The following is a 12,643-nucleotide window of genomic DNA, read 5'->3' as shown; positions in this document are numbered from 1 at the left end:
TGGTCCCCACTTCATTTCCCACCGATCATTCCTTCCGTTTCATCCTCCTCATCGGCCAAAGCGCGTGAATTCCGACATCAACAGGCCGCTGGGACAAAACAGCAAACGGCCCAAGGACAAACCGAAGGCTGGCGCTCGCTGGCTCTTGCCGGCCATCGCCGTGCTGGGGGTGGGAGGTGCCGCACTGCTGATCTCGTTCACCAGCAACCACGGATTTCGCAATCCGCCGCCGGAAATGGAAAAGCCCGAACAGGCAGCGGTAACTCCGCCAGCGCCGGCCAAGACGATACCAGCAGCCGACAAGGCCCCGGCAGGCGTCGTCACCCAGGGAAATGTCACCACCAGTCCCGGCGGCCCGAAAATCATCGTTGTCGGCGATCCCGCCAGAGCAACCCAGAATCCGCTGACCGCCCATATCCCCGACCGGGATCTGCTGGAGACGACTGCGCTCGGCTCCCTGCCGGTCATCGGTCCGGACGGACGACGGCCGCTCGATGTCTATGCGCGGTCATGGTCGGGCGCCCGCGGCGCGCGGATCGCCCTCGTCATTGGCGGGCTCGGCATGTCCCAGACCGGCACACAGCAGGCAATCGCGACGCTCCCGGCAGAGGTGACGCTGGCTTTTGCGCCTGAAGGCAACAGCCTCATCCGGTGGATGCAGACGGCCCGCCAGAATGGCCATGAATTGTTGATGCAGGTGCCGCTTGAGCCTTTTGACTACCCGCGGGTCAATCCCGGACGCAACACCTTGACGGTCGATGCGCCCGCAGCCGAGACACTGGACAATCTGCACAAGGCGATGGGCCGCATCACTAATTACACCGGCATCATAAACTACATGGGGGCCCGGTTTACCGCTGATGCCAAGGCCATGACGCCTGTCATGCAGGATATCGCGAAACGCGGGCTGCTCTATCTCGATGACGGCAGCTCCGCGCGCAGCCAGGCCGACACCATCGCCAGTCAGCAGGGAACGCCCTTTGCTGCCGCCGATGTGCTGATTGATGGCACGCAGGACCGCGGCAACATCCTCAAGAAACTGGATGAGCTGGAGCGTATCGCCCGGGCCAAAGGCACGGCGATCGGAACCGGTTCGGCCTTCAGCGTGACCGTCGATGCCGTGGCCGCCTGGACCAACGAAGCCAAGACCCGCGGCATCGAGATCGTACCGGTTTCCGCCCTTGTCCGCGATCCTGAAAAGGGCTAGGCACCCATCACTATCCCATCATCCAGCGGAGTATTCGCATGAGCAAGAAACATGTCGACCCCGAGACGCTCCCCTACCGGCCCTGCGTCGGCATTATGGTGCTCAATGCCGATAAGCTCGTCTGGGCGGGCCATCGCATTGTCATACCCAATGATGAAATGGACGGGTCGACCCAGCTATGGCAGATGCCTCAGGGTGGCATCGACAAAGGCGAGGATGCGGAAATTGCGGCCCGCCGCGAACTCTACGAGGAAACGGGCATGAAAACCGTTTCCCTGCTGGCCGAGGCGCCGAACTGGATCAACTATGACCTGCCGCCCGCGCTTGTCGGAATCGCCCTGAAGGGAAAGTATCGCGGCCAGACGCAGAAGTGGTTCGCCTACGAATTTACCGGCGATGAAAGCGAGATCGCGATCAACCCGCCTCCCGGCGGCCACACCGCTGAATTCGATGCGTGGGAATGGAAACCCATGACCGAGCTGCCGGACCTCATCGTGCCGTTCAAGCGCACCGTCTATGAGCAGGTTGTCGCTGCGTTCAAGCATCTGGCAGGTTGACCTGTCGTTTTTGCCTGCAACTCTCTTTGTGCGTGGTTCGACAAGCTCACCATGAGGGAGATTGAGAATTGCAGGGAGCTACAACTCTGCAACGTCCAAGGTTGGCATTGCCATCCACTCAATTCCCTCATGGTGAGCTTGTCGAACCACGCAAGAAGGGAAGTGCTATGTAACAAAAAAAGCGGGCCAAAAGCCCGCTTTCGTCAGTATCAGTGATTTGAAACCGGTCAGGCGGCCTTGATGGCTTCCTGCAGTGTGGTCAGCTGGCCAAGAAGATCTTCCGCCTTGGCCTTCTGCTCGCGCGTCGTCGCGTCTTCGAAGTCTTCGCGGGCGTCCTTGATACGGTTCTGAAGTTCATCAGCCTTTATATCGGTGACGTGTACCGCCGATTCCGCGAGGAGCGTGCAGCCATCCGGCGTCACATCGACGAAGCCGCCGAACACGACATAGCTGTCCGGCTTACCATCCGGCGTCTTCACGGTGACAACGCCCGGCTTGACGGTGGCCATCAGTGGCGCGTGATGGGCCATCACGGTCATGTAACCTTCCGTGCCCGGAACCACAACTTCGGTGACCTGTTCCGAGAGCAGCAGACGTTCTGGCGATACGAGTTCGAAATGGAAGGCTTCTGCCATGATATTCACTCAATTCCTGCGGTCATTGACCTGATAGAAGGGATGGCCTTGACAAGAAAGGGCGGGCCGGAGCCCGCCATTATGTTCCAGATCAGGCAGCTTCCGCTGCCAGACGCTGTGCCTTTTCGATCGCCTCGTCAATCGAGCCGACCATGTAGAATGCTGCTTCCGGCAGGTGATCGTAGTCACCGTTGCAAAGGCCCTTGAAGCCCTTGATGGTGTCAGCCAGATCAACCAGCTTGCCCGGCGAGCCGGTGAAGATTTCAGCAACGAAGAACGGCTGCGACAGGAAGCGTTCGATCTTGCGGGCGCGGGCGACCGTGATCTTGTCTTCTTCCGACAGTTCGTCCATGCCGAGAATGGCGATGATGTCCTGCAGGGACTTGTAACGCTGCAGGATTGACTGAACCTGACGCGCAATCTGGTAGTGTTCTTCACCGACGATCAGCGGATCGAGCATGCGCGATGTCGAGTCGAGCGGATCCACAGCCGGATAAATACCCTTTTCAGAGATCGCACGGTTGAGGTTCGTCGTCGCATCCAGATGCGCGAAGGATGTCGCTGGAGCCGGATCGGTCAAATCGTCGGCGGGCACGTAAATGGCCTGCACGGATGTGATCGAACCCTTGTGCGTCGTGGTGATGCGTTCCTGCATCTGGCCCATGTCGGTTGCCAGCGTTGGCTGATAACCCACGGCGGACGGGATACGGCCGAGCAAAGCCGACAATTCCGAACCAGCCTGCGTGAAGCGGAAAATATTGTCCACGAAGAACAGAACGTCCTGGCCTTCATCGCGGAAATGTTCCGCAACCGTCAGACCGGAGAGCGCAACGCGGGCACGAGCCCCTGGCGGCTCGTTCATCTGACCGTAAACCAGTGCGGCCTTGGAGCCTTCACCGCCGCCGGCCTTGTTCACGCCGGACTCGATCATTTCGTGGTAAAGGTCGTTGCCTTCGCGGGTACGTTCACCCACACCGGCAAATACCGAATAGCCGCCGTGCGCCTTGGCCACGTTGTTGATCAGTTCCATGATCAGAACCGTCTTGCCAACACCGGCACCGCCGAAGAGGCCGATCTTGCCGCCGCGCGCATAAGGCGCCAGCAGATCGATAACCTTGATGCCGGTTACCAGGATCTGGGCTTCCGTCGACTGCTCGACATATTCCGGAGCTGGCTGGTGGATAGCGCGGGTCAGCTTCGTCTTGATCGGGCCTGCTTCGTCAACCGGCTCGCCGATAACATTCATGATACGGCCGAGCGTTGCTTCGCCGACCGGGACCATGATGGCCGAACCGGTATCGTACACGGGCTGACCGCGAACCAGACCTTCGGTCGAGTCCATGGCGATCGTGCGAACAGTGTTCTCACCGAGATGCTGGGCAACTTCCAGAACAAGGCGATTGCCGAGGTTGTCGGTTTCCAGCGCGTTCAGGATCTTTGGCAGTTCGCCTTCGAAATGAACGTCCACAACGGCGCCGATGACCTGGCTGATGCGGCCGGCAGTGCCGGTTGCCTTCACGGTCGTCTTTGGCGTTGCCGATGCCTTGGCCGTCTTTGCTGCAGGAGCAGCCGCTGCCTCAGCCTTCGGAGCAGCGGTCTTTGCAGCCGCTGCCTTGGGTGCAGCTGCTTTGGCGGCTGCGGGTGTTTTCGGGGTCGCTGCTTTTGCCATCGATCCTTACCTTCGCGATTAGAGCGCTTCCGCGCCCGAAATGATTTCGATCAGTTCTTTGGTGATCTGAGCCTGACGCTGGCGGTTGTACGACATTGTCAGCTTGTTGATCATGTCACCGGCATTGCGGGTTGCGTTGTCCATGGCGGACATGCGCGCACCCTGTTCCGATGCCGCGTTTTCAAGGAGAGCGCGGAAAACCTGGACGGAAATATTGCGTGGGATCAGATCACCAAGAATGGATGCCGGATCCGGCTCATATTCATAAACCGCATCGCCTGCCGTTTCCGGTTCGGCATCGCCGACAGCGCTTGCGGGGATCAGCTGCTGGGCAGTCGGTATCTGCGAAATCACCGACTTGAATTCCGAATAGAACAGCGTGGCAATGTCAAACACGCCTTCATTGTAAAGCGCAATGATCTTGTGACCGATCGCATCGGCATTGACAAAGCCAAGCTGCTTCACATCGCGCAGATCAACGTGATCGATGATATGCTTGCCAAGATCGCGGCGCAGGATATCCGCACCCTTCTTGCCGACAGTGATGATCTTGACCGTCTTGCCGTCCGCCAGGAGGCGGCGTGCATGTTCGCGGGCCAGACGGGCGATCTGCGAATTGAAACCACCGCAGAGACCGCGCTCCGACGTGCAGACGATGAGCAGATGCACATCGTCCTTGCCGGTTCCGCTCATCAGCACGGGCGCATCATCGCCGTCCACATTGGCGGCGATATTGGCCAGCACTGCAGCCATGCGCTGTGAGTAGGGACGCGCGGCTTCCGCAGCTTCCTGCGCACGACGCAGCTTCGCCGCGGCGACCATCTGCATCGCCTTGGTGATTTTCTGCGTCGCCTTGACCGAGGCGATCCGGTTTCTCAGATCCTTTAACGAAGGCATCCGTTCATCCCGTCAGTGGTTACGCGAAAGACTTGGCGAAGGCGTCAACTGCAGCCTTCAGCTTGCCCTTGATGTCGTCGCTCAGCTGCTTTTCCTTGGCGATTGCATCGAGAACATCCTTGTTCTCGGTGCGCAGCCATGTGAGCAGGCCCTGCTCGAACTTGCTGACCTGATTGACGGCCAGCTTGTCGAGATAGCCGTTCACACCGGCGAAAATCACCGCAACCTGCTCTTCGGTCTTCAGCGGCGAGAACTGCGGCTGCTTCAGAAGTTCAGTAAGGCGTGCACCACGGTTGAGGAGACGCTGGGTCGACGCATCGAGATCGGAACCGAACTGCGCGAAGGCAGCCATTTCACGATACTGCGACAGCTCGCCCTTGATCGAACCGGCAACCTGCTTCATCGCCTTGATCTGCGCGGCGGAACCGACGCGGGACACCGACAGACCGACGTTAACGGCAGGACGGATACCCTGATAGAACAGGTTCGTTTCCAGGAAGATCTGACCGTCGGTGATCGAGATCACGTTGGTCGGAATATAGGCGGAAACGTCGTTTGCCTGCGTTTCGATAACCGGCAAAGCAGTCAGCGAACCGGCACCGTTTTCGTCGTTCAGCTTCGCCGAACGCTCGAGAAGGCGGGAATGCAGGTAGAAAACGTCACCAGGATAGGCTTCACGGCCTGGCGGGCGGCGCAGCAGCAGCGACATCTGGCGGTAAGCCACGGCCTGCTTCGACAGATCGTCATAGCCGATCAGTGCATGCATGCCATTGTCGCGGAAGTATTCGCCCATCGCGCAGCCGGCAAACGGTGCGAGATACTGCATGGGCGCCGGGTCGGAAGCGGTTGCAGCCACAACGATCGAGTATTCGAGCGCGCCGCGTTCTTCAAGGATCTTGACGAACTGGGCAACGGTGGAACGCTTCTGGCCGATAGCCACATAAACGCAATACAGACGCTCGCTCTCGTTACCGGCATCGTGCGCCGGCTTCTGGTTGAGGAACGTATCGAGAATGATCGCTGTCTTGCCGGTCTGACGATCGCCAATGACCAGCTCGCGCTGGCCGCGGCCGACTGGGATCAGGGCATCGATGGCCTTGAGGCCTGTCGACATCGGCTCATGCACCGACTTGCGCGGGATGATGCCGGGCGCCTTGACGTCAACGCGCGAACGCTGCTTCGCTTTGATCGGGCCTTTGCCGTCAATCGGATTACCCAGAGCGTCAACGACGCGGCCAAGCAATTCCTTGCCGACGGGAACGTCAACGATAGCGCCTGTGCGCTTGACGATGTCACCTTCCTTGATGTCACGGTCCGAACCGAAAATAACAACACCAACGTTGTCGCTTTCAAGGTTCAGGGCCATGCCACGGGTACCGTCCGGGAACTCGACCATTTCACCAGCCTGAACATTGTCCAGACCGTATACACGAGCAATACCGTCACCGACGGACAGAACCTGACCGACTTCGGAGACTTCTGCCTCCTTGCCGAAATTCTTGATTTGCTCTTTCAGGATTGCGGAAATTTCCGCGGCGCGGATGTCCATCAGCCGACCTCTTTCAGTGCAAGCTTAAGCGAAGAAAGTTTTGTGCGAAGTGAAGTGTCGATCTGGCGGGACCCCAACTTGACGATGAGACCACCAAGGATCGACGGATCAACAGTGACATTGATTGTCACGTCCTTGCCGGCGACGCTTTTCAGCGTGGCCTTCAATTCAGTTTGCTGCGCTGCCGTCAGGGCATGCGCAGAAGTAACATCGGCCGAAACCTCGCCGCGATTCTCCGCAGCGATGTTGCGGAAAGCCTGGATCATGGAAGGCACCGCAAACAGCCGGCGGTTCGTCGCCACGACGCGCAGGAAGTTGGCAACGAGGCCGCCGATCTTGGCTTTGGCGAGAATCGCCGAGATGGCCTTGACCTGATCTTCCGCGGAGAAAACAGGGCTCTGAATGAGACGCCTCAAATCGGCGCTGCCATTGACGAGCGCCTCAAACTGGCCCAGATTCTTTTCCACATCAGCGACTGATTTTGCTTCCAGCGCGAGGTCGAACAGCGAACCCGCATAACGCTGGGCAACACCGGATATGAGCGACGAAGTTTCTGCCACGAACGACAAGCTCTCTGCGTTGAAGCCAAAAATCGGGAAACCAAAAGGAATTTTCGGTCAAATCTTTGGCATTATTGATTTTTTATCGCCTTGGAAACAACCCTGAAACTGCCCCCGACGAGATTTGAATGCCGTCTAGCATAGAGAAGCAGGAGTCGCAACACGCGAATCCGCGAAAACTGGCGTCAGAATTGCCGCAGCAGCAATTTTATGAATGACCTACTCAACTATATCTAGGCGATAAAGCCGAAGGCGAACAGCAATGGGCCGGCTGCCAGCGCCAGTTCGATCAGAACGGAAATCCAGTTGTAAAGCGTGTTGCCGCGGTCCGACATCATCGAGATCAGCCGGCCGAAAACCGTGAATCCCCAGGAGACACCGAGCGCGATCCAGAGGAAAGGCTGTGCAAAGACAAGGGCGCAAAGTCCAAGCCCCAGATAAAAGCCGGCCATTGTCGCACGCGCCTCGGACAGCGCTTCGGGATGCGCCGGAACAGGTTGCAAGCGCAGAATCCTGAATGCAATGCGCGGCGCAAAGAACAGGATCAGGCCGAAGACAACCGTAACGGCGGCAGAACTCCAGGCGATCCATTCGCCCTGACTGGCTGGCCAATACAATTCCATCATTTCCGCGTCCCCGCTGCGTTAACCATTTCCGCTGTTTGCTTATAGAAAGCTTTGCGGGTCGATATCAATCTGCACGCGCACTGATCCACGCTCTTTTGGTCCGGCACTCAGAATGGCGCGAATGAAGTTCTGGATATCAGCCTTGCGCGTTCCGTGAATCAGCAGCCGGAAACGATGCCGCCCGCGGATAAGGGCAAGCGGCGCTTCGGCAGGCCCCAGAACACTGATCTCGGGCGAGTGCGGTGCCGCACGGCGTAGCGCGCGTGCATGGTTTTCCGCTTCCGCCCGCGTTCCCGCTGAAATGATAAGCGCGCCAAGCCTGCCATAGGGCGGCAGGCCGGACCGTTCCCGCTCCTCGATTTCGCGCGCATAGAATGCCTCCGCATCGCCGGAGACAATGGCACGCATGACCGGATGATCCGGCTGGTAGGTTTGCAGCAATCCCAGGCTTTTCTTGCCGGTACGCCCGGCACGGCCCGTCACCTGGCTCAAAAGCTGGAATGTCCGCTCCGCCGCCCGCGGGTCGCCATTGGCAAGGCCCAGATCCGCATCGACAACACCCACCAGCGTCATATTGGGAAAGTTGTGCCCTTTGGCGACGAGCTGCGTACCGATGACAATATCCGCCTCGCCGCGTGCAATGGCATCCAGTTCGAGGCGCAGCCGCTTCACGCCCATCAGATCCGACGACAGGACAATGATCCGCGCATCAGGAAAGGTTGTTTCCGCCTCCTCGGCAATCCGTTCGACACCCGGCCCGCAGGCAACGAGGTGATCCAGCGTGCCGCAGGAGGGACAGGCTTCCGGCCGCGCTTCGTGATGGCCGCATTGATGGCAGACAAGCTGGCCGCGAAACCGATGCTCGACCAGCCAGCTGGAACAGCAGGGGCATTGAAAACGATGACCGCACACCCGGCACAGGGTCAGGGGCGCATAGCCACGGCGGTTGAGAAACAGCAGCGACTGTTCCTTGCGCTGCAACGTCTGGTTCATTGCCTCGACCAGCGCAGGGGACAGGAAGCCACCGGGACGCGGCGGCGAGCGGCGCATGTCGATGGCTTTCAGGTCCGGCATTGCCGCTTCGGCGTAACGCCCGGTCAGGCGGATGCGGGTATAGCGCCCCTGCAGCGCATTGACCTGGCTCTCGACGGATGGTGTGGCGGAAGCCAGGATGACGGGAAAGCTGCCGATATGGCCGCGAACCACCGCCATGTCGCGGGCATTGTAGAAAACGCGGTCCTCCTGTTTGTAGGCAGGATCATGTTCTTCATCGACAATAATAAGACCCAGATCCTGGAAGGGCAGGAACAGCGCCGAGCGCGCGCCCGCGACAACTCGCACCTGTCCTTCCATCACCTGGCGCCAGACCCGCTCACGCGTCTTCGGGGCGAGATCGGAATGCCATTCCGCCGGCTTTGAGCCGAATCGATTGTGGAAACGCTCGAGAAACTGCTGTGTCAGGGCGATTTCGGGCAAAAGAATCAGCACCTGCTTTCCCTGCTCGATCGCTTTTGCCACCGCTTCGAAGTAAACTTCCGTCTTGCCGGAACCCGTCACGCCATCCAGCAGGGACACGGAGAACCCGCGCGCCGAAACCGCGTCCACCAGCTGCCTTGCGGCATCGGCCTGATCACCGGAGAGTTCGGCGGGCGCATAATCCGGATCGGGCGGCGCAACGACGGGACGCGCCGGGATCATGACATCCTCAAACACGCCCTGCGCCGAAAGCCCGTCGATTACCGTTGCGGAAACCCCGGCCGCGTGGGCAAGGCCAGTGCGCGTCCAGGCAAGACCATCCCCGGCCAGTTCAAGCACACGCGAGCGTGCACCGGTCATCCGTTCAGGCTGTTGGCCGGAAAAACGCAACCCCGGCACCGGCGGCTCGGGATCGAAGGCCGCAGGCACGCGCAGGATCATCCGGGCCACCATGCCCGGCGGCGAGATCGTATAATCGGCGGCCCAGCGCATGAAGCGCATCATGCCATCATCGACCGGAGGACAATCGAAAAGCTCCGAGATCGGCCGGAGCTTTTTCGCATCGACCGAATCGGTCGCGCCCTCCGTTACAATGCCTGCAACCTCGCGCGGACCAAGGGGAACGCGAACAATTGAGCCGGCTTTCACATCCATTCCATCAGGCACGGAATAGCTGTAAGGTTTCGCCGCCGGCAAAGGCACGAGCACCGGAACAATTTTTTGCGCGGAAGGCGAATCTTGCTTCATAACCTCGTGACCTTGGCGCGGCTTTCAGTTAAAGAAAAGCCACTTTTCCGGGACACCATCCCTTTAGCCCCATTTAAGGAGGACTGCTCCAATGAAATTTTTTGTCGATACTGCCGATGTGAAGGATATCCGCGAACTGAATGATCTCGGATTGCTCGACGGCGTGACCACCAACCCGTCGCTGATCCTCAAATCCGGTCGCAGTATCCTCGACGTCACCAAAGAAATCTGCAGCATCGTCGATGGCCCGGTTTCCGCAGAGGTTGCCGCTGTCGAATATGAGCAGATGATGAAGGAAGCGGCGGTTCTGTCCAAGATCGCCAACAATATCTGCATCAAGGTTCCGCTGACACTCGATGGTTTGAAGGCTTGCAAGGCGCTCACCTCCGATGGCCATATGGTCAACGTCACGCTGTGCTTCTCCGCCACCCAGGCGCTGCTTGCCGCAAAGGCCGGTGCAACATTCATCTCGCCGTTCATCGGCCGCATTGATGACATCGGCATCAACGGCATGGACCTGATCGCCGAAATCCGCACGATCTATGACAACTACGACTACAAGACGGAAATCCTGGCGGCTTCGATCCGCACGATCAACCATGTCAAGGAAGCCGCACTGATCGGTGCCGACGTTGCCACCATCCCGCCGGCAACGCTGAAGGCGCTGGTCAAGCATCCGCTAACCGACAAGGGTCTCGAGACCTTCCTCGCCGACTGGGCCAAGACCGGTCAGAAGATCGCCTGATCAAGGCAGATAGCTTTCAAAACGGAACGCCCGCCGGTGCTGAACCGGCGGGCGTTTTGATTTGGCGAAGGCTGGGAAATCCTGTCCTTCCCGCCTGTACTGCGGGACTACAGCAGATCGGCGTGATGGCGCTGCGCGACATCGGGATGCGAGCGCAGGCGTCCCTTGAGATAATTGCGCCCGACTTCCCGGAACAGCGGATTGTCCGGGTCCGTATCGGCACCGCCCGCCTCCCGCGCCAGATCGTCCGGCAGTGTCAGCAATGGCACATTGGCGTTGAGATCAGCGCCGAAGAAGAACGCCACCGACAGCCTGTCCTTGCCCGACGGCGGTGAGACGACGCGGTGCACGGTCGCCTTGAGATAGCCATTCGATGCCAGTTCCAGGATTTCACCGATATTGATGACGAACGTCCCGGGAACCGGTGTGGCATCAATCCAGCCGCCATCCTTTTCCACCTGCAGGCCGCCCTGCACATCCTGCAGCAGCAGGGTCAGAAACCCGCTGTCCTTGTGCGCGCCAACACCTTGATCGCTGCCGGTTGCATCGCGGCCGGGATAGCGGATGATTTTCAGGTGCTGGTTGGGCGCCTTTTCGTAGATCGGCCCGAAAACATCCTTTTCCTGCCCAAGTGCCGTTGCAAAGGCCTGCAGCAATTCGATAGCAACCCGCGTCAGTTCGCTCTGCCATTCCAGCACGATGGATTTAAGACCGGGCAGGCTATCCGGCCATTGATTGGGGCCTTGCAGCCGCGACCACGAAGGTGTTGTCGGATCCTGCCGGATAACGGCCCGCTCCGCGCCCACGTCAAACTGTTCGCGCCAGTCCGCCTGTCCTTTGGTCCGTTCCCAGCCGGCACGGGTATATCCGCGAAAATGCGGGGAATTGACCATTTCCACGGCAATCTTGTCCTTCTCCGGCAAGGCAAAGAACCGCTTGGAAACAGCAACGATATCCCTTTGCAGCTGTTCGGCGACGCCATGGCCGCTCAGATAGAAAAAGCCATAGGTTCGTGCTGCATGGCGCAAGTCCTCGAAGAAGGCTTCCCGTTCCTCGGGATCGCGATAACGCCCGAAATCGAGTGTTGGCAAGGTGTCCGTTTTGGGTAGGGCGCTCATCGTTCCGGTCTCCGCATGCAATCCGATTGTCTATCCCGATGCATTCAACTTCAAGATGTTCTTTGCATGTAAAGCTGGTCCAGAATCTGACGCTCGAAAAAAGCGAGTTCCGGCGAGGCATGCCGCCGCGGCCGCTCCACCGGAATGGCCAGATCAAGGGCGATCCGGCCGCTATCGATGACGACGACACGATCCGCCAGCGCAACGGCTTCCGCCACATCGTGCGTCACCAGCACCGCCGTGAATTTCTTGCTGAGCCAGATGCGTTCAAGCAATTGCTGCATTTCAATGCGGGTCAGGGCATCCAGCGCACCGAGCGGCTCGTCCAGAGCCAGAATGCGGGGGTGGCCAACCAATGCACGTGCCAGGGCCACGCGCTGGCGCTGACCGCCCGACAGCACAGAGGGCCATTCTTCGCTGCGATCGGCAAGTCCCACTTCCGCAAGAATATCGAGGCTTTTCTGCCGAACCTCCGAGCCGCGGGCAATGCCCGTCAACCCGACATCCACATTGGCACCAACCCGCGCCCACGGCAGCAGCCGCGGCTCCTGGAACATGATGCGCGTGCGCTTCTGATCCTTCGTTTCATCGGCATGAACCAGCGCGCCGGATGTCGGCTTGTCGAGCCCGGCCAGCAACCGCAGCAATGTGCTCTTTCCGCAGCCGCTTTTGCCGATAACGGCAACGAACTGGCCGTCATGCACGTCAAGATCGATGCCCTGCAGCACGGTCTTGTCACCGAAGCGTTTGGTAACGTTACGGAACGAGAAGGCGATCTTGCGTGCCGTTACGGTGGCGCGGGCCGTGGTTTCAACAAAGGATTGGCGGGCGGTGATGGTTGCTGCGGTCATCGTCGT

At 59.4% G+C, this 12,643-nt stretch carries 12 protein-coding genes; 3 read left to right on the top strand and 9 right to left on the bottom strand.

The features are described from left to right. Positions 1-64 precede the first annotated feature (64 nt). A complete protein-coding gene (locus tag ACZ25R_RS22445) occupies positions 65-1,207 on the top strand; it encodes a divergent polysaccharide deacetylase family protein (protein ID WP_472462272.1) in 1,143 nt (380 codons plus the stop codon). Between the two features lie 38 nt (positions 1,208-1,245). Next, the gene (locus ACZ25R_RS22440) at positions 1,246-1,764 is read left to right on the top strand and encodes an RNA pyrophosphohydrolase (protein ID WP_472462271.1); all 519 of its coding nucleotides are present in this window, start codon (positions 1,246-1,248) and stop codon (positions 1,762-1,764) included. Positions 1,765-1,991: 227 nt separating this feature from the next. On the opposite strand, the gene ACZ25R_RS22435 is transcribed toward ACZ25R_RS22440, so the two are convergent. The 7 genes from ACZ25R_RS22435 to ACZ25R_RS22405 form a co-directional block, all read right to left on the bottom strand. Beyond that, entirely contained in the window at positions 1,992-2,399 is a 408-nt protein-coding gene (locus tag ACZ25R_RS22435) for a F0F1 ATP synthase subunit epsilon (protein WP_346308055.1), read from the bottom strand. Positions 2,400-2,490: 91 nt separating this feature from the next. Then, positions 2,491-4,068 (bottom strand): F0F1 ATP synthase subunit beta, encoded by a 1,578-nt coding sequence (gene atpD, locus ACZ25R_RS22430; RefSeq protein WP_472462270.1) that lies wholly within the window; start codon positions 4,066-4,068, stop codon positions 2,491-2,493. Positions 4,069-4,086: 18 nt separating this feature from the next. Further along, positions 4,087-4,965, bottom strand: coding sequence for a F0F1 ATP synthase subunit gamma (locus ACZ25R_RS22425; protein WP_346308057.1), 879 nt, complete (start codon positions 4,963-4,965; stop codon positions 4,087-4,089). 19 nt (positions 4,966-4,984) lie between these two features. Further along, entirely contained in the window at positions 4,985-6,514 is a 1,530-nt protein-coding gene (atpA, locus tag ACZ25R_RS22420) for a F0F1 ATP synthase subunit alpha (RefSeq protein ID WP_182548638.1), read from the bottom strand. After that, positions 6,514-7,074 carry a F0F1 ATP synthase subunit delta gene (locus ACZ25R_RS22415; RefSeq protein WP_223613798.1) on the bottom strand — a complete coding sequence of 187 codons (561 nt, stop codon included), beginning with the start codon at positions 7,072-7,074 and terminating at the stop codon, positions 6,514-6,516. The genes atpA and ACZ25R_RS22415 overlap by 1 nt, the downstream gene beginning before the upstream one ends. A gap of 233 nt (positions 7,075-7,307) precedes the next feature. Continuing rightward, positions 7,308-7,697 carry an AGROH133_08824 family phage infection protein gene (locus ACZ25R_RS22410; RefSeq protein WP_223614129.1) on the bottom strand — a complete coding sequence of 130 codons (390 nt, stop codon included), beginning with the start codon at positions 7,695-7,697 and terminating at the stop codon, positions 7,308-7,310. Positions 7,698-7,739: 42 nt separating this feature from the next. Beyond that, a complete protein-coding gene (locus ACZ25R_RS22405; RefSeq protein WP_472462269.1) occupies positions 7,740-9,923 on the bottom strand; it encodes a primosomal protein N' in 2,184 nt (727 codons plus the stop codon). A gap of 91 nt (positions 9,924-10,014) precedes the next feature. Here ACZ25R_RS22405 and fsa point away from each other — a divergent pair, with 91 nt between their 5' ends. Continuing rightward, positions 10,015-10,668, top strand: a complete 654-nt coding sequence (fsa, locus tag ACZ25R_RS22400) for a fructose-6-phosphate aldolase (RefSeq protein WP_346306647.1) — start codon at positions 10,015-10,017, stop codon at positions 10,666-10,668. Positions 10,669-10,775: 107 nt separating this feature from the next. On the opposite strand, the gene ACZ25R_RS22395 is transcribed toward fsa, so the two are convergent. Further along, positions 10,776-11,786 (bottom strand): isopenicillin N synthase family dioxygenase, encoded by a 1,011-nt coding sequence (locus tag ACZ25R_RS22395; RefSeq protein WP_472462268.1) that lies wholly within the window; start codon positions 11,784-11,786, stop codon positions 10,776-10,778. 50 nt (positions 11,787-11,836) lie between these two features. After that, positions 11,837-12,637, bottom strand: a complete 801-nt coding sequence (locus tag ACZ25R_RS22390) for an ATP-binding cassette domain-containing protein (RefSeq protein ID WP_472462267.1) — start codon at positions 12,635-12,637, stop codon at positions 11,837-11,839. Between the last annotated feature and the right edge of the window lie 6 nt (positions 12,638-12,643).

The sequence above is a fragment of the Phyllobacterium sp. RCAM01083 genome, from assembly GCF_055685835.1.
The sequence above is the reverse complement of the archived record's forward strand: the minus strand, read 5'-3'. Positions and strand labels throughout refer to the sequence as shown.